This window comes from Nocardioides palaemonis (assembly GCF_018275325.1).
In the GTDB taxonomy this organism is placed as follows: Bacteria; Actinomycetota; Actinomycetes; order Propionibacteriales; family Nocardioidaceae; genus Nocardioides; species Nocardioides palaemonis.
This window is the reverse complement of sequence record NZ_JAGVQR010000004.1, coordinates 169,435-189,150: the sequence shown is the minus strand read 5'-3', so window position 1 is coordinate 189,150 and position 19,716 is coordinate 169,435. Positions and strand designations below refer to the sequence as shown.

The following is a 19,716-nucleotide window of genomic DNA, read 5'->3' as shown; positions in this document are numbered from 1 at the left end:
ACCCCGTCTCCCTCCTGGGAGGCGGGGTCTCGTGCGTCTAGGGTGGCGGCCGTGGACGAGGGGGAGCGCGCCGCGCGGCGCGAGGAGCTGCGGCGCGAGCGCTTGCGCCACTACGAGCAGCTCGGCACGCGCGCCGTGCTGGTGACCAGCCCGCGGCGCCCGGTCGCGGCGGACGCGGACTCGGTCGCGCCCGGCCTCCACGACGACCGCCGTCCGCTCGTCGGCTGCGTGACGTCCGCGCTCGCGGTCGCCTACGTCGGCCGGCTGATCGACGAGGCGCTGCTCGCGCGCACCGAGCTCGTCGTGCCGCTGCGGATCGTGTTCGTGGCCGCGATCCTCGGCGTGGTCGGCTCCGTGTGGGCGATGGTGCGCCTGGGGCGGGGCAAGGCAGCGGCGGCCGAGGAGGTCGCGGTGCCGTGGCAGGACGTGGTCGAGGGCCTGCGGCTCGGGTCGGTGGAGCCCGCCAACCCGGCGTGGCCGCTCGCCGCGTCCCTCGTCGAGGACGTACGCCCGCTGGTGCGGTCGGCCCTGTCGGACGCACGCACCAAGGACCGGATGACCCGCATCCGGGCGGCCGGCGCGCTGGTGCACGCGACGAGCGAGGAGTGGCGCGAGTGGCGGGCACGGCACGTGGAGGACGGCGCGTCACCGCTCGACCGGCTGCCCCCTCTGGTCGGGCCGAGCATCGCCGAGGCGTCGGCGGCGAGCGACGCGGCCTCGGACGAGGCGGTCGCCCGGCTCGGCTCGGTCGACCACGACGTCGACTTCGAGCACTTCGCGCGACGACGCGCCGGCATGTACGCCCGTCGCACGGGTGCGGACGAGCAGGTGCAGGACCCTCGGGCGCCTCTGTCCGACGCCACCTTCCGGGTCGAGGCCGGGCGTCGTCGGGTGCGCCGGGCGGGGCGTGCGTTCGCCGCCGCGGTGGTCGTCACCGCGGCCGTGCTGCTGGGCGGCCACCCGTGGCTGTCCCTGGTCCCCGCGGCGGTGTGCCTGGTGCTGGCCGGCGTCCTGGGGCGCCTCGTGCCCCGCGACCCCGCGGTCCTCACCACGACGCTGCCGCCGGGGGTGGCGCTGGCCTGGCGCGACTACCTCGACGCCGTGGCCCACGCCGACACCGGCGCCGCGAGCGTCACCACGGTGGAGGCGATCCGCGGCTGCGAGCAGCGGGTCCGCGCGCTCGTCGTCGAGCTGTCGGCGCCGAGCCTGTCGGCGGCGGACGCCCCGGTCCTCACCACGGAGCTGCACCGGCTGTGCAGCGGCGTGTGGACCCTCGTCGGGCAGGAGCGCGCCGAGGTGCGACTGCTGGACGAGCTCGACGACCCCGACGGCTCCCGAGCCTGACGTCCCGGGCACGATGGGCGCATGGGGTTCACCAGGGCGGAGCTCGAGACCTACCGCGACACCGAGGTGCCCGACCTGCTGCCGGCGCCCGGGGAGCCGCTGCGACTGCTCTTCGTCGGCATCAACCCCGGGCTGTGGACCGCGGCCACCCAGACCCACTTCGCCCGCCCCGGCAACCGGTTCTACCCCGCCCTGCTGGCCGCCGGCATCATCGAGCACCCCGTCGACCCGTCCGCGGGGATGACCGACGAGGACCGTGCGGCCCTGCGCGGTCGGGGCATCGGGATCACCAACGTGGTCGCGCGCGCGACCGCCCGTGCCGACGAGCTCACCACCGACGAGCTGCGGGCGGGCGGCGAGCGGCTGCGCCGGCTGGTGGCCGAGCGTGAGCCGCTGGTGGTCGCCGTCGCCGGCGTCACGGCCTACCGCACGGCGTTCGGTGACCGGCGCGCGAGGACGGGCGAGCAGCCGGAGCGCTGGGGCCGCTCGCGCGTCTTCGTGGTGCCGAACCCGTCGGGCCTCAACGCCCACGACACGGTCGCCACGCTGGCGGACGCGTACGCCGAGGCGGCGCGCGCGGCCGGTGTCGTCGGAGGCTGACGCACCACCGGGTCAGGCGACCAGCGGGGGCAGCATCCCGTGGTGCCGCAGGGCGAGCTCGACCCGCTCGCGCTCGCGGTCGAGCTCGGGGCCGGGTCCCAGCAGGCCGAGCAGGTGGGTCACCCCCGCCATGTCGGCCGCCTCGGCGAGCACCCGGTCGTAGGCCAGGCGGCACCCCTCGTACTTCGCGAAGCGCATGTCACCGCGGTGGAACGCTGCGTGCAGGCGGTGGAGGTCGGCGCCGACCTGCTCGATCGGGCGTCGCAGCACCACCACCTCGGCGACCGGGCGGCGGCGCAGGCGTCGCGCGAGCCGGGCCACGAGGCGCCAGCTGCGCCACGAGGTGAGCTCGCCGGCGCACGCCGCGATCGCGACCGGCATCACCGCGGTCGCGAGCACCGCCAGCACGACGACCTGGAGCCAGTCCCGCATCGCTCCACGGTACGCCCGGACGTCGGTCGTGTCAGCGGCCCTGGAGGCCCTCAGCCGAGGTCGACGCCCTCGAAGTCCTCGGGCGTGTAGTCCCGTGGCTCCACGAGCACCATCCAGTTGCCCGAGTTGTCGCGCATGAGGGCCTCCACGCCGTAGGGCCGCTCCTGCGGCTCCTGGAGGAACTCCACGCCCTTCGCCCGCAGGTCCTCGTAGGTCGCGCGGCAGTCGTCCACGGTGAGGCCGACGCCGGGCAGCCCACCTTCGTCCTGCGCGCGGCGCAGGGCCTCGATCAGGTGGTCGGGCAACGGGCCGCTCGGGGTGGTCAGGTGGAGGTGCACCTCGGGCTGCTTCGGGTGGACGACGGTGCACCAGCGGAAGTCCGGGCCGAGCTGGAGGTCGTCGCCGGCCTCGAAGCCGAGGACGTCGGTGTAGAAGGCGAGGGACTCGTCGATGTCCTTGACCCAGACGGACACGAGGGAGATGTGGGTGATCATGCGACGACCCTAGGAAGGGTCGCGGTCGTCGCGCTTCTCCTGCGTTGCGGTGCCCGGGTCCCGCTCGACGAGGCCGGCCATGAAGACGTGGCAGCCGGGGATGCGCGGCGCGCCCCGGGCGGCGTACCGCTTCTGGAAGTCGCTGGGGGTCTCGCCGACGATCTCGCGGAACCTCGAGCTGAACGACCCCAGGCTGCTGTAGCCGACCGCGTGGCAGACCTCGGTCACCGTCAGGTTGGCACCGCGGAGGAGGTCCTGGGCGCGCTCGACCCGTCGCGCCGCGAGGTAGGCCGCCGGGGTGGACCGGTAGGTCAGCGAGAACGACCGCAGGAAGTGGTACCGGCTCATCCCGGCCAGGGAGGCGAGGTGGTCGAGGTCGAACGGTTCGGCGAAGTGCCGGTCGAGGTGGTCGCGCGCACGTCGCAGGTGGACCAGCACGTCGCCGGGGACCCGGCGTCCGGTGCTCATCCGACGAGCGCCTCCACGGCGCCGCGGAACGCGGAGGTGTGGGCGTCGACGTCGGCCTGGGTGTGCGACGGCGCGAAGAGCGACATGTTGTGGAACGGCGCGAGCAGCACCCCGCGGTTGACGGTCCAGAGGTGGAAGAACGCGTCGAGCTCCTCGTCGACGGCCGCCGCAGCCTCGGCACCGGCGCGCGGGGGAGGGCAGAACCAGTACTCCGCCCGGCACCCGAGCCGCTGCACGTGCCACGGCAGGCCGTGGGCGTCGATGACGTCCTGGATGCCGGTGGTGAAGGACTCGGCGAGCGGGATCGCGACGTCGAAGTCCTCCTGGCGCAGCGCCGTCGACAGCGTCGCGCGGACCGCGGCCATCGCCAGCGCCGAGCCGGAGAGGGTGCCGCCGACGCCGGCGACGTCGATGTCGTGCCCGAGCATCGGGCCCTCGAGGCGGGACGCCACCTCCTCGGTCATGCCGTAGGCGGCGACCGGGATGCCACCGCCGATCGGCTTGCCGATGACCACGAGGTCGGGGTCGAGCCCCCACGCAGCGGTGGCACCGCCGGGCCCGGCGCAGATGGTGTGGGTCTCGTCGTTGACCAGCAGCACGCCGTGGCGCCGGGTGACCTCCCGGACGCCGGCGAGGTAGCCCTCGTCGGGCAGGACGATGCCGATGTTGGTGAGCGCGGGCTCCATCAGCAGGCACGCGACGTCACCCTCGGCGAGGCGGCGGTCGAGCGCGTCGAGGTCGTTGAACGGGACGACCGCGGTCGTGACGGACACGTCGACCTGGGGTCCGAGCGCCCCGGGCCGCGGGACGACGCGGTCGCCGGCCCGGCCGTGCTCGAGCACGCCGAGCGTCTCGTCGACCGTGCCGTGGTAGCACCAGTCCATCACCGCGATCCGCGGCCGGCCGGTGAGGTGGCGCGCGAAGCGGAGCACGAAGCGGTTGGCGTCGGTGGCGGTCATCGCCATCTGCCAGCGGGGCAGGCCGAAGCGGCGGCTGAGCTCGCCGGCCACCCACGCCGCGTCCGTGGAGGGGAGCATCGTGGTGATGCCGCGCTCGGTGCGCTCGCGGACGGCGTCGGCCACCGCGGGCAGGCAGTGCCCGGTCATCGAGCCGGTGTCGCCGAGGCAGAGGTCGACGTAGTCGATGCCGTCCACGTCGGTGAAGCGACCGCCGCCGGCGGCCTCGACGAAGAGCGGGAACGACCCGGGCCACCGGGTCATCCACGGCATCGGCACCCCGGCGAGCAGGTGCTGGCCCGCCTCGCCGGCGAGCCGGGCCGACGTGGGGTGCAGGTCGACGAAGCGCTGCTCCTCCTCGGCGTGGAGGGCCGCCAGCCGGGAGCGGTCGACCGCCGGAGCGCCGTCGGTCACAGCGCGCTCCCGACGTACTTGGTCTCGAGGTACTCCTCGATGCCCTCGAAGCCGCCCTCGCGCCCGAAGCCGGACTGCTTCACGCCGCCGAACGGGGCAGCAGGGTTGGAGACGATGCCGGTGTTGACCCCGACCATCCCGAACTCCAGCGCCTCGCTGACCCGGATGACGCGGGCGTGGTCCCGGGAGAAGAGGTAGGCGACCAGGCCGTACTCGGTGTCGTTGGCCCGCGCGACCGCCTCGTCCTCGTCGTCGAACGTCGTGACCGGGGCGACCGGACCGAAGATCTCCTCGCGGAGCACCCGCGCCGAGGCCGGTACGTCGACGAGCACCGTCGGCGGGTAGAAGAAGCCGGGCCCGTCCGGCACCGCGCCGCCGACCACCGCACGCGCCCCGGCGGAGACCGCGTCGCTGACCAGCTCGTGGACGCCGGCGCGTGCCTTCTCGGTGATGAGCGGGCCGACGTCGACGCCGTCCTGCGTGCCGTCGCCGACGGTCAGCGCACCCATCCGCTCGGCGAGCCGGCGGGAGAACTCGTCGGCGACCGACGTGTGCACGAGGAACCGGTTGGCCGACGTGCAGGCCTCGCCGATGTTGCGCATCTTGGCGAGCATCGCGCCGTCGACGGCGGCGTCGAGGTCGGCGTCGTCGAACACGATGAACGGGGCGTTGCCGCCGAGCTCCATCGAGACCCGCAGCAGCTGGTCGGACGCCTGCGCGACGAGCTTCCTGCCCACCGCCGTCGAGCCGGTGAAGGTCAGCTTGCGCAGGCGCGGGTCGGTGATGATCGGCTCGCAGACGCCGCCCGAGTCCGTCGTGGTGACGACGTTGAGCACGCCCTTCGGCAGGCCGACCTCCTCCAGGAGGGCGGCGAGCGCCAGCATCGTCAGCGGCGTCTCGGCGGCGGGCTTCACGACCATCGTGCACCCGGCCGCGATGGCGGGGCCGATCTTGCGGGTGCCCATGGCGAGCGGGAAGTTCCAGGGCGTGATCATCAGCGTCGGGCCGACCGGGCCCTTCATCGTGATCAGGCGCGTGCTGCCGGCCGGGGCCTGGGCGTAGCGGCCGTGGATGCGGACGGCCTCCTCGGAGAACCACCGGAAGAACTCGGCGCCGTAGGCGACCTCGCCCCGTGCCTCCCCGAGCGCCTTGCCCATCTCGAGCGTCATCAGGCGGGCGAAGTCGTCGACCCGCTCGGTGAGCAGCTCGAAGGCGCTGCGCAGGATCTCGCCGCGGGCGCGCGGCTCGGTCGCCCGCCACTCCCGCTGCGCCTCGGTGGCGGCGGCCAGCGCGCGCTGGCCGTCGTCGGGGGTGGCGTCGGCGATCCGGGTGAGGACGTCACCGGTGGCGGGGTTGACCACGTCGAAGGTGGCGCCGCCGCTGGCGTCGACCCACTCGCCGCCGATCAGCAGCCGGGTCGGGACGGACTCGATCAGGGTCGTGTGGTCGCTCATCACTCCACCTTGCCAGCAGCCTCGTCGAAGGCCTGCTCGAAGATGTCGAGGCCCTCGGCCAGCAGGTCGTCACCGATGGCGAGCGGCGGCAGGAAGCGGAAGACGTTGCCGAAGGTGCCGCAGGTCAGGGTGACCAGGCCCTGGGCCGAGCAGGCGCGGTGGACCGCGCCGGCCAGCGCGGCGTCGGGCGTCCGGCCCGCACCGTCGGAGACCAGCTCCACCGCCAGCATCGCGCCGCGGCCGCGGATGTCGCCGACCCGGTCGGGATGCCGGGCGGCGAGTGCCTCGAGGCGGGGCACGAACGCCTTCTCGATCTCGCGGGCCCGGGCCGGGAGGTCCTCGGCCTCCATCGTCTCGATGGCCGCCAGCGCGGCGACACAGGCCACCGGGTTGCCGCCGTAGGTGCCGCCGAGACCACCGACGTGGACGGAGTCCATCACCTCGGCCCGCCCGGTCACCGCGGCGAGCGGGAGGCCGCCGGCCATGCCCTTCGCGGTCGTCATCAGGTCGGGCACCACGCCCTCGTGGTCGCTGGCGAACCAGTCGCCGGTGCGCGCGAAGCCGGTCTGCACCTCGTCGGCGATCAGCAGGATCCCGTGCTCGCGGCACCAGTCCGACACGCGGCGCAGCCAGCCCGGGGGCGGCACGATGAAGCCGCCCTCGCCCTGGATCGGCTCGATCAGCACGGCCGCGGTGTTGTCCTCGCCGACCTGGGCGTGCACGGTCGCGACGAAGGCGTCGAACGCCTCCTCGGCGCAGGCCTCGGGGCCGCCGGGCCAGCGGTAGGGGTAGGCCATCGGGGCGCGGTAGACCTCGCCGGCGAACGGCCCGAAGCGGTGCTTGTAGGGCATGTTCTTCGCGGTCAGCGCCATCGTGAGGTTGGTGCGACCGTGGTAGGCGTGGTCGAAGACGACGATCGCGTCGCGGCCGGTGTGGTGGCGCGCCACCTTGACCGCGTTCTCGACCGCCTCGGCGCCGGAGTTGAACAGGGCCGAGCGCTTCTCGTGGCTCCCGGGAGTGAGCTCGGCGAGCTTCTCGCAGACCTGCACGTACTCCTCGTAGGGCGTCACCATGAAGCAGGTGTGGGTGAAGTCGGCGACCTGGCGCTGCACCGCCTCGACGACCCGCGGCGCCGCGTTGCCGACGGTGGTCACCGCGATGCCCGAGCCGAAGTCGATGAGCTGGTTGCCGTCGACGTCGCGGAGCACGCCGCCGCCGGCCTGCTCGACGTAGACCGGGAGCGTCGTGCCGACGCCGGCGGAGACGGCGGCGACCTTGCGGGCCTGGAGCTCGCGCGAGCGCGGGCCGGGGATCTCGGTGGCGAGGATCCGTTCCTGCGAGAGCGTCATGACTGGTCCTTTCCGGAGGGGCGGTCCTCCATCCCCCAGGGGGATCCGTACCCCTCGGGCTTGGGTGCGGCGAGCAGGTCGAGGAACGGCTTCGGGGGCAGCGCCTCGGGGCCGAGCACGCCGGTGCCCGACCAGGTGCCGTCGGCGAGCAGCTCGAGCGCGACGACGGGGTTGATCGCGGTCTGCCAGACCACGCACTGCGCGCCGTAGTCGCGCATCGAGTCGGCGTTGTCGACCACGTGGTAGAGGTACGTCGCGCGCGGCGCGCCGTCCTTGCCGGTGCCGGTCACCCAGAGCCCGGCGCAGGTCTTGCCCTCCATCCGCGGGCCGATGGTCGCGGGGTCGGGGAGGCAGGCCGCGACCACGTCGCGCGGCGACACCTCGACGCCCTTGACGGTGACCGGCTCCGTCGAGTCGAGGCCGAGGGTGTGCAGCGTGCGCAGGATGCCGATCATCTCCTCGCCCAGGCCGTACTTGAACGTCACCCGGTCGGCCTCGACCCAGCGCGGCATGAGGAGCACCTCCTCGTGCTCGACGTGCACGCACTCGACGGGGCCGATGCCCTCGGGGAAGTCGAAGACCTCGGGCTCGGAGAACGGCGGCAGCGTGAAGAAGCCCCGCTCGACGTCGCCGCCGGCCCGCGCGCGCTCCCACACCACCGGCGGGTTGAGGCACTCCTCGATGATCGTCCACATCGAGAAGCCCGGAGCGAACACCTCGTTGCCGTCGTCGTCGCGGATCACCAGGTTGGCGCCGTCCCGGGTGCCGAGCTCGTCGATGTGGTCGAACAGCTCGTCGGCGGCGTAGCGGGCGAAGACGTCGGAGAGGCCAGGCTCGACACCGATGCCGAGCAGCGCCAGCCGGCCGGCGGACTCCCACTGGTCGGCCATCGCCAGCTGTTCGTCGCCGAGCTTGACCCCGACCTCCTCGTAGGGCCGCTCGGGGTGCCGCACCGACAGGCTCATCGCCATGTCGAGGTAGTCGGCGTCCGCCGCCAGCGCGCCGGTGAAGATCGGCATCACGAAGCGCGGGTCGACGGCGTTGAAGACGTGGGTCGCGCGCACCTCGCGGGCGAGCGCGGCGACCGCGTCGGCGTCGGAGGCGTCGACCTGCGCGGCGCTGAACCGCTCGTCGCCCGGACGTCGCCCGACGGCCGCGGCCACGGTGCGGTCGGCACGGGCGAGGTCGTAGTCGGCGACCACCCACGCCTCGAAGTAGTCACGTTCGACGGCGATCCGCGCGGCGGCGTCGCCGACGCCGCCCGCACCCACCATGAGCACGCGCACCGGTCGGTCCATCAGGGGTTCACTCCTTGGTCTGGGAGGCGCGCAGCGAGCTGACGACCTGCGCGCCGACGACGAGCAGCACCGCGATCACGAACATCGAGAAGCCGATGACGTTGGCCTCGGCCGGGATGCCACGCCGCGACGCGACGTAGACGAACTTGGGGAAGGTGTTCTCGTTGCCGGAGACGAAGTTGGTGATGATGAAGTCGTCGAAGGACAGGGAGAACGCCAGCATCGCCGCGCCGAGGATGCCGGGCAGGATCAGCGGGAAGGTGACCTTCCAGAAGGTCTCCATCGGGCCCGCGTAGAGGTCCTGGGCCGCCTCCTCGATGCGCGGGTCGAGCGACTGGATCCTGGCCTTCACCGTGACGACGACGAAGCTCAGGCAGAACATGATGTGGGCGAAGACGATCGTCCAGAAGCCCAGGCTGAGGCCGATGTTGGTGAAGCCCTGGACGAAGATCGTCAGCAGCGCGGCGCCCATGACGATCTCGGGGGTCGCCATCGGCACGAAGATCAGCACGTTGCTGGCGGCCTTGCCGCGGAAGCGGTAGCGCACCATCGCGAGCGCCATCAGGGTGCCGAGCACGGTGGCGACGAAGGTGGCGATCGCGCCGACCTGCAGCGAGACGACGAGCGACTCGCACGCGCCGGCCACGCGGCACGGGTCCTGCCAGTGCTTCCAGGTGAACCCCTGCCACACGATGTTGGTCTTGCCGTGGTCGTTGAAGGAGAACGCGAAGGTGTAGGCGACCGGCAGGAACAGGTAGAGCAGCACGAGGATCGCCGACAGCATCGCGAAGTGGTTGGCCAGCCACAGCTGGACCCGCTTCGCCGCGGAGGGCCGGTAGGCCGGGCTGCCGCCCGAGGGGGCCGGCGCCGTGGTGCGGGGGGTCGTGGTCGCGGTCATCTCACACCAGCTCCTCGGTGCCGAAGCGGCGGACGTAGAGGAAGACCATCACCAAGATCGCGGCCATCAGGGTGAACGACAGCGCTGCCGCCACCGGGTAGCCGCCCGGGATCGCGAGGAACTGGTCGTTGATGACGTTGCCGACCATCTTCCCGCGCTGGGGGCCGAGCAGCTCCATGTTGACGAAGTCGCCGGCCGCCGGGATGAAGGTCAGCAGCGTGCCGGCGAGGACGCCCGGCATCGACATCGGCAGCGTCACGGTGCGGAAGGTCGTGAAGCCGTTGGCGTAGAGGTCACCGCCGGCCTCGATGACCCGCGGGTCGGCCCGCTCCAGCGACGCGTAGATCGGCAGCACCATGAAGGGCAGGAAGTTGTAGGTCAGGCCCGCGACGACCGCCACCGGGGTGTTGATGATGTGGCCGCCGGGCAGCAGGTGCAGGAAGTCGAGGCTGCGCACCACCCACCCCTCGTCGGCGAGGATCTGCGACCACGCGAAGGTGCGCAGGATGAAGGAGGTGAAGAACGGCGCGACGACGCAGATCATCATCAGGTTGCGCCACTTGCCGGCCTTGAACGCCATCGCGTAGGCCAGCGGGTAGGCGACCACGAACGCGAGGAACGTGGCCAGGCCGGCGTAGACGAACGAGCGCGCGAAGTGCGGGGCGTAGTCGGTGAGGGCGCTGACGTAGTTCTGGAAGTTGAGGTCGCGGTAGTAGTAGCCGGGGAAGCCGGGGAAGCGGCTCTGCAGGCTGACCGAGGCGAGCTGGACCAGCGGCAGGATGAAGAAGACGCCGAGCCACAGGACACCGGGGAGCAGCAGGAGGTAGGCGGTCCAGCTGCGCTTCTCGGTCTCCGGTGCGGGCGCCGTCGGGTGGACGGCCGGGTCGCCGGCGACCTGCGAGACCTGGGCGAGGGAGCTCATGAGGCGTCCGGCACGCCGAAGGCGTGTCCCGGGTTCCAGGTCAGCCAGACCTCGTCGCCGGGCCTGAGGTCGAGCGGCTCCACGTCGAGGTTCTGCTCGTAGCAGCTCCACGTGGCGCCGCTGGGCATGTCGACGAGGTAGCTGGTCGCGACGCCGAGGAAGGACACGTCGCGCACGACGCCCTTGACGTCGTTGCCGACCCCGTCGGGCTGCGTGCGCGAGACGGTCACCTTCTCGGGGCGTACGCCGAACAGCAGCTTGCCCTCGTGGACCTGCGAGCGGGACTTGAGGATCTGCACCTTGGTGCCGAGCACGTCGGCGACGACCTTGTCGCCGTCGGAGCCCTCGACGGTGGCCTCGCCGATGTTGGCCTGGCCGAGGAAGTTGGCCACGAAGCGCGTGCGGGGCAGGTCGTAGAGCGCGGCGGGCGGACCCATCTGCTCGATCTTGCCCTTGTTCATCACCGCGACCGTGTCGGCCATGGTCATGGCCTCCTCCTGGTCGTGGGTGACGTGGATGAAGGTGAGTCCCACCTCGGTCTGGATCCGCTTGAGCTCGACCTGCATCTCGCGGCGCAGCTTGAGGTCGAGCGCGCCGAGCGGCTCGTCGAGCAGCAGCACCTCGGGGTGGTTGACCAGCGCCCGAGCCAGGGCCACGCGCTGCTGCTGGCCACCGGAGAGCTGGGCCGGCTTGCGGCTGGCGAACTGCGTCATCTGCACCAGCTCGAGCGCGTCGTCGGCGCGCTTGTTGGCGTCCTTGTCCTTGCGCCGCTTCGGGCCGAACGCGACGTTGTCGCGGATGGTGAGGTGCGGGAAGAGCGCGTAGGACTGGAAGACCGTGTTGACCGGCCGCTCGTAGGGGCGCGACCCGGTGAGGTCGGTGTCGCCGATCCGCACCCGGCCGACGGTGGGCTGCTCGAGCCCGGCGACCATGCGCAGCGTCGTCGTCTTGCCGCAGCCGGAGGGGCCGAGCAGGGCGAAGAACGAGCCACGCGGGACGGTCAGGTCGATGTCGTCGACGGCGGTGAAGTCGCCGAACGACTTGGTCACGCCCTCGAGCAGGAGGTCGCCGCGCGCCTCGCGGAATCCAGCCATGTCAGTTCCCCATCACCTTGGTGGACCACAGGTCGGCGTACTCGATCTCCTCGTCGGCGTCGAGCGCACGGAACTGCTGGATGTTGGACTCGGAGATGAAGTCGGCGGTGGGGAAGATCCACGGGCTCTCGGCGAGGTCCGGGTCGATCTTCTCCATCTCCGCCTGCGCCCCGTCGACGGGGCAGACGTAGTTCACCCAGGCGGCGACCTGCGCCGCGACCGCCGGCTCGTAGTAGTAGTCCATGAGCTTCTGGGCGTTGCTGCGGTGCGTCGCGGTGATCGGCACCATCAGGTTGTCCGACCACAGCGTCCCGCCGGACTCGGGGATGGTGAAGGTCCAGGCCGGGTCCTTGGTGTCGGCGGCCAGGACGAAGATGTCGCCGCTCCACGTGATCCCGGCGACGGCGTTGCCGCTGGTGAGGTCCTCCATGTAGGAGTTGCCCTTGACCTTGCGGATGTAGCCCTCCTCGATCTTCTGCTCGATGAAGTCCAGCGCCTTCTCGAACTCCGCCTTGCCCCAGTCGCTGCTGATGTCGACGCCCTGCGACTGCATGACGAGGCCGGCGGTGTCGCGGAACTCCGAGAGCACCACGATCCGGCCCTTGAGGTCGTCGGCCCACAGGTCGTCGAGCGACTTGAGCTCGCGCCCGACCTTGTCGCGGTTGTAGCCGATGCCGGCGAAGCCGCTCTGCCAGGTGATGGAGTAGTTGCGACCGGGGTCGAAGCTGACCTCCTTCAGCGGCTGGAGGAGGTGCGACACGACGTTCGGCATCTCGATCAGCTGCAGCGGCTGGCACAGCTGGTCACGGATCACGCGACCGGCCATCCAGTCGGTGAAGGTGAAGATGTCGCGGTCGATGCTCTGGTCCGCGCGGAGCTGGGGCGCGACCTTGGCGTAGTAGGAGTCGTTGTCGTCGACGTCCTCGCTGTAGCTGACCTTGATGCCGGTCTGCTTCTCGAACGCGGTGAGCGTCGGGGAGCTGGTCTCCTTGCCGTTGAGGTCGAGGTAGGCCGTCCAGTTGGCCCACTTGAGGATCTTCTCGCTGTCCGACACGTCGGTCGGCAGGTCGAGGCTGGCCAGGCCGCCGGAGCCCGACGGGGGCTCGGGCGGGGCGCAGGCACTCAGCGCCACGCCGGCGCCGGTGGCGAGGCCGGTGCCGAGGAGCGCGCGCCGGCTCAGGCCGCCCGACGCGGCCCGGGTCAGCGCGGCGGCCGGCTCCGAGAGGTGGCGCCGTGACCGGCGGGGGATCGGTGTCATGTCCTCGTCCGTCCTGTCAGCTCTCGATGTTCGCCATCACGTGCTTGACGCGCGTGTAGTCCTCGAAGCCGTACATCGACAGGTCCTTGCCGTAGCCGGACTTCTTGTAGCCGCCGTGCGGCATCTCGGCGACGAGCGGAATGTGGGTGTTGATCCACACGCACCCGAAGTCGAGCGCCTTCGACATCCGCATCGCGCGCCCGAAGTCCCTGGTCCACACCGAGGACGCGAGGCCGTAGTCGACGCCGTTGGCCCAGCGGACCGCCTCGGCCTCGTCGGCGAACTGCTGCACCGTGATGACGGGGCCGAAGATCTCGTTCTGGATCGCCTCGTCGTCCTGGCGCAGGCCGGAGAGGACGGTGGGCTCGAGGTAGTAGCCGTCACCGAGGTCGGTGCGGCGGTTGCCGCCGGCCGCCACGCGGGCGTGGGACGGGAGGTTCTCGATGAACCCGCTGACACGCGCCAGCTGGGTGGCGTTGTTCACCGGTCCGAACAGGGCGTCCTCGTCGTCGGGGAGGCCGACGGGCGCCTGGGTGCGGGCGTAGTCGGCGAGCGCCGCGACGAACTCGTCGTGGATCCCCGGGGCCACGAGCACGCGGGTGGCGGCCGTGCAGTCCTGGCCGGCGTTGAAGTAGCCGGCGATCGCGATGCCCTCGACGGCGGCCTCGATGTCGGCGTCGTCGAAGACCACCACCGGCGCCTTGCCGCCGAGCTCGAGGTGCACCCGCTTGAGGTTCGGGGCCGCGCTCGCGGCCACCTCCGCGCCGGCGCGTACGGACCCGGTGATGGCGACGAGCCCGGGCGTGCGGTGCTCGACGAGCAGCCGACCGGTCTCGCGGTCGCCGGTGACGACGTTGAGGGTGCCGGCCGGCAGGTGCTCCGAGGCCAGCTCGGCGAGGCGGAGGGTGCTCTCCGGGGTGGTGTCCGACGGCTTGAGGACGACCGTGTTGCCGGCCGCGAGCGCCGGGCCGATCTTCCACACCGCCATCAGCAGCGGGTAGTTCCACGGCGTGACCTGCCCGACCACACCGATCGGCTCGCGCCGGATCCAGGACGTGTGGCCGGCCATGTACTCGCCCGCGGCCTTGCCCTCCAGCACCCGCGCGGCGCCGGCGAAGAACCGCAGCTGGTCGACCATCGGCGGGATCTCCTCGCTCGCGGTGAGCGCCTTGATCTTGCCGGTGTTGCGTGACTCGAGGTCGATCAGCTCCTCGGCGTGCGACTCGATCGCGTCGGCGATTTTGAGCAGCGCCTGCTGCCGCTCGCTCGGCGTGGTGGAGCCCCACTCGCCGAACGCGCGGTCGGCGGCCTCGTAGGCGGCGTCGACGTCCTCCGCGCCGCTGACGGGCGCCTGCGCGACCACCTGCCCCGTGGACGGATCGACCACGTCCGTCGTGCCCGCTCCCCGGGCGTCGACGTAGGTGCCTCCGATGAAGTTGCGCAGCGTGCGTGGGCTGGTCACGACGAGTCCTCCCGGTCGGGTGCGGTGAAGGGAGACTAGGACGACGCGCGGGCAATCTCCATAGATCGTCCGAAAGAAACTGCGGGAATCGCGGATTCGTTGATGCCAAATTGCGGAATCCGCGCTGCGGTACTTGCGATGAGACGCTGGGCACAGCACGATGTGGCGCATGACCGAGCGCAGCGAGCGAGTCGCCCGACACCTGGGGCAGGTGCGGCGATGAGCGACGGGGGAGTGCGACTCGATGCCACCGCCAAGCGGATCATCGAGCTGCTGCAGGAGGACGGACGTATCTCCTACGCCGCCATCGCCAAGGCCGTGGGCCTCTCGGAGGCGGCTGCCCGGGCACGGGTGCAGAAGCTGCTCGAGTCCGACGTCATGCAGGTCGTCGCCGTCACCGACCCCACGCAGGTGGGGTTCACCCGGCAGGCGATGATCGGCATCCGCACGCAGGGCGACCCGGGGCAGGTCGGCGACCTGCTCGCCGAGATCGACGAGGTCGACTACGTCGTCACCACGGCCGGCAGCTTCGACCTCCTCGTGGAGGTCGTCTGCGAGGACGACCCGCACCTCCTCGAGGTCATGCGACAGGTCCGGGAGCTCGAGGGGGTGGTCTCCTCCGAGACCTTCGTCTACCTCAAGCTCAACAAGCAGCACTACAACTGGGGTACGCGATGAGCAACCAACCCTCCCTCGACGAGTCCTTCGACTACCAAGCCTCGGGCCGCGACCACCTGTGGTTGCACTTCACCCGCCACTCGACCTACGAGAAGGGCGGCGAGATGCCGCTCATCGTCCGCGGCGAGGGGCACAAGATCTGGGACAGCCACGGCCGCGAGTACATCGACGGCCTCGCCGGCCTGTTCGTGGTCCAGGTCGGGCACGGCCGCGAGGAGCTCGCCGAGGCCGCGGCGCGACAGGCCAAGGAGCTGGCGTTCTTCCCGCTGTGGTCGTTCGCCCACCCGCGCGCGGTCGAGCTCGCCGACCGGATCGCCGCGATGGCGCCCGGCGACCTCAACCGCGTCTTCTTCACCACCGGCGGCGGCGAGGCCGTCGAGTCGGCGTGGAAGCTGGCCAAGCAGTACTACAAGCTCACCGGCAAGCCCAACAAGCACAAGGTCATCTCCCGCGCCGTCGCCTACCACGGCACCCCGCAGGGCGCGCTCTCGATCACCGGTATCCCGCCGCTGAAGGAGATGTTCGAGCCGCTCGTCCCCGGCGCCCACAAGGTGCCGAACACCAACTTCTACCGCCGCCCCGACTACGTCGGCGACGACGAGAAGGCCTTCGGCCGCTGGGCCGCGGACCGGATCGCCGAGGCCATCGAGTTCGAGGGCCCCGACACCGTCGCCGCGGTCTTCCTCGAGCCGGTGCAGAACGCCGGCGGCTGCTTCCCGCCGCCGCCCGGCTACTTCGAGCGGGTCCGCGAGATCTGCGACGAGTACGACGTGCTGCTCGTCTCCGACGAGGTCATCTGCGCCTTCGGACGCGTCGGCGAGATGTTCGGGGCGGCCGAGTTCGGCTACCAGCCCGACATCATCACCTGCGCCAAGGGCATGACCTCCGGCTACTCGCCGATCGGCGCGATGATCGCCAGCGACCGGCTCTTCGAGCCCTTCAAGTCCGGGACCACGCTCTACGCCCACGGCTACACGTTCGGCGGGCACCCCGTGTCGTCGGCCGTCGCGATGGCCAACCTCGACATCTTCGAGCGCGAGGGCCTCGTCGACCACGTCCAGCAGAACGCCCCGAAGTTCCGGGCCACCCTCGAGAAGCTCCTCGACATCCCGATCGTCGGCGACGTCCGCGGCCACGGCTACTTCTACGGCATCGAGCTGGTGAAGGACCGCGAGACCAAGGAGACCTTCAACGAGGAGGAGTCCGAGCGGCTGCTGCGCGGCTACCTCTCCGGGGCGCTCTTCGACGCCGGCCTCTACTGCCGCGCCGACGACCGCGGCGACCCGGTCATCCAGCTCGCGCCGCCGCTGATCATCGGGCAGACCGAGTTCGACGACATCGAGCAGCGCCTGCGCGGTGTGCTGACCGGGGCCCTCGAGCGCATGTAGCACCGAGCGGGCGCGACGGTCCGCCGCATCAACGCCGAGTCGGCGCGAATGTGTGCCGTATCGACGCCGAGTCGGCGTGAATGTCCTGGACCTCAAGACATTCGCGCCGACTCGGCGCTTTCCGGAGTGACATTGGCGCCGAGTCGGCGATGTGCGCCGAGCGGGGTGGGCCGGGGATCATGGGCGGCGTGAACGACGTCGTACGCCCCGCCCGACCGCACCTCAAGCTCACCGAGGACGGTCGGCGCATGCGCGAGGTGCTGACCTACTCGCGCCGGGGCAGCCGGTTCACGCCGCGCCAGGCCGAGGCGTGGGCGGCCCACCAGGCCGACTGGGTGATCCCCGACGAGGCGGTCGACCGACCCGACTTCGACCTCGCCGAGCGGTTCGGCCGGCAGGCGCCGCTGATCGTCGAGATCGGGCCGGGCATCGGTGAGGCGACGGCCGTGCTGGCCGCGGCGCGCCCCGACCACAACGTGCTGGCGCTCGAGGTGTGGCGTCCCGGCGTGGCCGACTCGCTGTGGCGGGTCGCCGAGGCCGGTGCGGACAACGTGCGGTTCTGCTCCGTCGACGCGGTGTGGTCGCTCGAGCACCTGCTCGCCCCGGGCAGCCTGGCCGAGCTGTGGACCTTCTTCCCCGACCCGTGGCCCAAGACCAAGCACCACAAGCGTCGGCTGGTGAACCCGGCCAACGCCGCGCTGGCCTCGTCGCGCCTGGTGCCCGGGGGCGCGTGGCGGCTGGCCACCGACTGGGCCGACTACGCCGAGCAGATGCGCGAGGTGCTCGACGCAGAGCCGACGCTCGAGGGCGGGCCGGTCGAGCGGTGGGCCGAGCGCCCGGTGACGCGCTTCGAGCGCAAGGGCGTCGACGTCGGCCGCGACATCGTCGACTTCTGCTACCGCCGCACGACCTGACGCTCCCGCTCAGTCACCGAGCAGCGCGAGCTCCTCGTCGACGTACGGGTCGACCTCGTCGACCGACTCGAGCTCTGCCTTGAGCGCGCGCTGCACCGCGCGTGCCTCGTCGGTGCGCCCGAGGTGGCGCAGCGACCACGCCACCATCCAGCGCGCGACCCGCGTCCGCGCGGGGTCGCCGATCCGCTCGCGTGCCGCGAGCGCCTGCTCGAACGCGACGAGGGCCGTGGCGTGGTCGCCGGCGTCGGCGTGGACCATGCCGATGTTGTTGAGCAGCGAGGCGTCCCAGTCGCGGGCGACGGGGTCGGACGCCTGCCGGGCGCGGCGCAGGGCCCGCTCGGTGGCAGCCAGCGCGTGGTCGGCCGGCACGACCAGCGCCACCATGTGCAGGGCGTCGACCTCGAGCTCCTCCAGGCCCGCACCGCCCGCGCGTCGCGCGGCGTCCTCGAAGCAGGGGAGCGCAGCCTCCGTGTCCCCGGCCGAGCGCAGCAGCCGGCCGCGCTCGAGGGTGACGCGGACCGTCCCCTCGTCGTCGGCCGTGGTGAGGGCGGCGAGCACCGCGTGCCCGTCGGCGTAGCGCTCCTGCAGGCCGAGCGCCCGCGCGACCTGGGTGCGGGCGTACGTCGCCAGTGGCTCGTCGGCGCTCGCCGCGAGCTCGCGGAAGCGCTGCTCGCTGGCAGCCGGGTCGTCGAAGTCCCAGAGGTCGCGGAGCGTCGCCATGGGCGCAGCGTAGGCCTCGACCCGGACCGCGCGCCTGCCTATCCTCGGGGCGTGCGGGGACACGGGGGCCGACGAGCGCGGGGCGCGGCGACGCTCGCCGCGCTCGTGCTGCTCGCCGGCTGCTCGTCCGGCTCCACCACCCGCCCCGACGCCCCGCCGACCGGCGCGACGACCGGCGCGGCACCCGACCCGACCACCGCGCTGCGCGAGCGCTGCCTGTCCGCGATCCCGGAGTCCGCCGACCTCGAGGCGCTCACCCTCGACGGGAGGACCGGGGGAGAGGTCGAGGTCGCGCGCGTCGGACCGGGATCCAGCACGACCGTCGCGGTGCTGCTGCCCCAGATCGGGGGCCTCTGCGGCTGGGGCAGGTGGGCGGCGGCGGCCGCGGACGAGGCGGGCGTGACCTCCCTGCTGGTGAACCCGTGCGGCTACGGCGAGTCGACCTGCCCCGACGACGCCGACGCCGACCCGCTCAACGAGGTCGCGCCGGCCGTGGCGCTCGCCCGCGAGGACCTCGGCGCGACGCGCGTCGTGCTGCTCGGCACGTCCATGGGTGGCTCGCTCACGGTGATGGCGGTCGCCGCGGGGGCGGACGTGGACGCGTGGGCCGACGTCTCCGGCCCGCCGGCGTGGGAGGGCACCGACCTCGCCGACCTGGCCCCGGACCTCGCGTCGGACGGCGTGCCCGACGGGCTCGTGGTGATGGCGCCCAGCGACGGCCGCGCCATCTTCGCGGCGGCCCGCGAGCTCGCGGGTCGCGCCGGGGTACCCTTCGTGGCCGGACGGTCGGGGCACGGCTGGGAGCTCCTCGTCGACCCCGTCGAGGGCACGCCGACCCGCATCGGCAGGCGGTTGTTCGCGCTCGCGGCGGACACCGGGCGAGAGTGACGCACCCCTCACCGGACGCCCCCGGACCTCGATTTGGCGTGGGCTCTCCGAGTCTGCCAAGATGTTCCGGTTGCTCCGGCGGGTCGCCGGGGCGCGGCACACCTTGACTTCTGAATCGCGTCTCCTTGATCGAAGCAGTCGTCTGCGTGCGCCGCACCAGGTCACGACAGTGATCGGAGACCCGACCAGATCCGCCAGCCGGCGGGTGCCACCCAGAGAAACATCGCTTCCCGCAGGGGACGTGTCACGAGCAAGATGCGCGACACGCCCGACCGCGGGGGTCGGAGGGTGGAGGAGAGACAGGCGGCGCCGGCCCACCGGGGCAGGGCGCTGAGACCAGACCAGGCGTACGAGATCGAAGAGGACAGGGACCTATGGCGGGACAGAAGATCCGCATCAGGCTCAAGGCCTATGACCACGAGGTGATCGACACCTCGGCGCGGAAGATCGTGGACACCGTCACCCGTACGGGTGCGAAGGTCGCCGGCCCTGTGCCGCTGCCGACCGAGAAGAACGTGTACTGCGTCATCCGTTCGCCCCACAAGTACAAGGACTCCCGCGAGCACTTCGAGATGCGCACCCACAAGCGCCTGATCGACATCATCGACCCGACGCCGAAGACCGTCGACTCGCTGATGCGTCTCGACCTGCCCGCCGGTGTCGACATCGAGATCAAGCTCTGAGG

General features: G+C 72.0%; 20 protein-coding genes. 7 read left to right on the top strand and 13 right to left on the bottom strand.

The window, feature by feature from the left end; all coding sequences use genetic code 11:
• The first annotated feature begins 51 nt into the window (after positions 1 to 51).
• Together KDN32_RS16610 and KDN32_RS16605 are read left to right on the top strand one after the other, a co-directional pair.
• Positions 52 to 1,344: a hypothetical protein gene (locus KDN32_RS16610; protein WP_211733382.1), complete on the top strand. Its 1,293-nt coding sequence runs from the start codon at positions 52 to 54 to the stop codon at positions 1,342 to 1,344.
• Positions 1,345 to 1,365: 21 nt separating this feature from the next.
• On the top strand, positions 1,366 to 1,944 hold the full coding sequence (locus KDN32_RS16605) for a mismatch-specific DNA-glycosylase (protein WP_211733381.1): 579 nt from the start codon (positions 1,366 to 1,368) through the stop codon (positions 1,942 to 1,944).
• Between the two features lie 12 nt (positions 1,945 to 1,956).
• Here the strand turns inward: KDN32_RS16605 and KDN32_RS16600 are convergent, their stop codons facing one another.
• From KDN32_RS16600 to KDN32_RS16545, 12 genes are read right to left on the bottom strand one after another with little or no spacing between them, the layout of a single operon-like run.
• Positions 1,957 to 2,376 carry a hypothetical protein gene (locus KDN32_RS16600; RefSeq protein ID WP_211733380.1) on the bottom strand — a complete coding sequence of 140 codons (420 nt, stop codon included), beginning with the start codon at positions 2,374 to 2,376 and terminating at the stop codon, positions 1,957 to 1,959.
• A gap of 50 nt (positions 2,377 to 2,426) precedes the next feature.
• Positions 2,427 to 2,870 (bottom strand): VOC family protein, encoded by a 444-nt coding sequence (locus KDN32_RS16595; RefSeq protein WP_211733379.1) that lies wholly within the window; start codon positions 2,868 to 2,870, stop codon positions 2,427 to 2,429.
• A 9-nt stretch (positions 2,871 to 2,879) separates the two neighbouring features.
• On the bottom strand, positions 2,880 to 3,338 hold the full coding sequence (locus KDN32_RS16590) for a helix-turn-helix domain-containing protein (protein ID WP_211733378.1): 459 nt from the start codon (positions 3,336 to 3,338) through the stop codon (positions 2,880 to 2,882).
• Positions 3,335 to 4,708, bottom strand: a complete 1,374-nt coding sequence (locus tag KDN32_RS16585; RefSeq protein WP_211733377.1) for a transaminase — start codon at positions 4,706 to 4,708, stop codon at positions 3,335 to 3,337. The genes KDN32_RS16590 and KDN32_RS16585 overlap by 4 nt, the downstream gene beginning before the upstream one ends.
• The gene (locus tag KDN32_RS16580) at positions 4,705 to 6,162 is read right to left on the bottom strand and encodes an NAD-dependent succinate-semialdehyde dehydrogenase (protein WP_211733376.1); all 1,458 of its coding nucleotides are present in this window, start codon (positions 6,160 to 6,162) and stop codon (positions 4,705 to 4,707) included. Before KDN32_RS16580 ends, KDN32_RS16585 begins: the two co-directional genes overlap by 4 nt.
• The gene (gene gabT / locus KDN32_RS16575) at positions 6,162 to 7,511 is read right to left on the bottom strand and encodes a 4-aminobutyrate--2-oxoglutarate transaminase (RefSeq protein WP_211733375.1); all 1,350 of its coding nucleotides are present in this window, start codon (positions 7,509 to 7,511) and stop codon (positions 6,162 to 6,164) included. Before gabT ends, KDN32_RS16580 begins: the two co-directional genes overlap by 1 nt.
• On the bottom strand, positions 7,508 to 8,809 hold the full coding sequence (locus tag KDN32_RS16570) for a saccharopine dehydrogenase family protein (RefSeq protein WP_249217243.1): 1,302 nt from the start codon (positions 8,807 to 8,809) through the stop codon (positions 7,508 to 7,510). Before KDN32_RS16570 ends, gabT begins: the two co-directional genes overlap by 4 nt.
• A gap of 7 nt (positions 8,810 to 8,816) precedes the next feature.
• Complete coding sequence (locus KDN32_RS16565) at positions 8,817 to 9,707, bottom strand: ABC transporter permease (RefSeq protein WP_249217242.1); 891 nt, start codon at positions 9,705 to 9,707, stop codon at positions 8,817 to 8,819.
• Position 9,708: 1 nt separating this feature from the next.
• A complete protein-coding gene (locus KDN32_RS16560; RefSeq protein ID WP_211733374.1) occupies positions 9,709 to 10,629 on the bottom strand; it encodes an ABC transporter permease in 921 nt (306 codons plus the stop codon).
• Positions 10,626 to 11,723 (bottom strand): ABC transporter ATP-binding protein, encoded by a 1,098-nt coding sequence (locus tag KDN32_RS16555; protein ID WP_211733373.1) that lies wholly within the window; start codon positions 11,721 to 11,723, stop codon positions 10,626 to 10,628. The genes KDN32_RS16560 and KDN32_RS16555 overlap by 4 nt, the downstream gene beginning before the upstream one ends.
• A 1-nt stretch (position 11,724) precedes the next feature.
• Positions 11,725 to 12,981, bottom strand: a complete 1,257-nt coding sequence (locus KDN32_RS16550) for an ABC transporter substrate-binding protein (protein ID WP_211733372.1) — start codon at positions 12,979 to 12,981, stop codon at positions 11,725 to 11,727.
• A 16-nt stretch (positions 12,982 to 12,997) separates the two neighbouring features.
• Positions 12,998 to 14,443, bottom strand: coding sequence for a gamma-aminobutyraldehyde dehydrogenase (locus KDN32_RS16545; RefSeq protein ID WP_307854166.1), 1,446 nt, complete (start codon positions 14,441 to 14,443; stop codon positions 12,998 to 13,000).
• Between the two features lie 219 nt (positions 14,444 to 14,662).
• On the opposite strand from KDN32_RS16545, the gene KDN32_RS16540 reads away from it, so the two are divergent.
• The 3 genes from KDN32_RS16540 (at position 14,663) to trmB (ending at position 17,423) form a co-directional block, all read left to right on the top strand.
• Positions 14,663 to 15,121 (top strand): Lrp/AsnC family transcriptional regulator, encoded by a 459-nt coding sequence (locus tag KDN32_RS16540; RefSeq protein WP_211733370.1) that lies wholly within the window; start codon positions 14,663 to 14,665, stop codon positions 15,119 to 15,121.
• Positions 15,118 to 16,509, top strand: coding sequence for an aspartate aminotransferase family protein (locus KDN32_RS16535; RefSeq protein ID WP_211733369.1), 1,392 nt, complete (start codon positions 15,118 to 15,120; stop codon positions 16,507 to 16,509). Before KDN32_RS16540 ends, KDN32_RS16535 begins: the two co-directional genes overlap by 4 nt.
• Positions 16,510 to 16,697: 188 nt before the next feature.
• A complete protein-coding gene (gene trmB, locus KDN32_RS16530) occupies positions 16,698 to 17,423 on the top strand; it encodes a tRNA (guanosine(46)-N7)-methyltransferase TrmB (RefSeq protein WP_307854165.1) in 726 nt (241 codons plus the stop codon).
• A 9-nt stretch (positions 17,424 to 17,432) separates the two neighbouring features.
• On the opposite strand, the gene KDN32_RS16525 is transcribed toward trmB, so the two are convergent.
• Positions 17,433 to 18,143 carry a tetratricopeptide repeat protein gene (locus tag KDN32_RS16525; RefSeq protein ID WP_211733367.1) on the bottom strand — a complete coding sequence of 237 codons (711 nt, stop codon included), beginning with the start codon at positions 18,141 to 18,143 and terminating at the stop codon, positions 17,433 to 17,435.
• A gap of 51 nt (positions 18,144 to 18,194) precedes the next feature.
• Between KDN32_RS16525 and KDN32_RS16520 the strand changes: the two genes are divergently transcribed.
• Both KDN32_RS16520 and rpsJ read left to right on the top strand, forming a co-directional pair.
• Positions 18,195 to 19,031, top strand: a complete 837-nt coding sequence (locus tag KDN32_RS16520) for an alpha/beta hydrolase family protein (RefSeq protein WP_211733366.1) — start codon at positions 18,195 to 18,197, stop codon at positions 19,029 to 19,031.
• A 374-nt stretch (positions 19,032 to 19,405) separates the two neighbouring features.
• Positions 19,406 to 19,714, top strand: coding sequence for a 30S ribosomal protein S10 (gene rpsJ, locus KDN32_RS16515; RefSeq protein ID WP_008360994.1), 309 nt, complete (start codon positions 19,406 to 19,408; stop codon positions 19,712 to 19,714).
• Positions 19,715 to 19,716 lie beyond the last annotated feature (2 nt).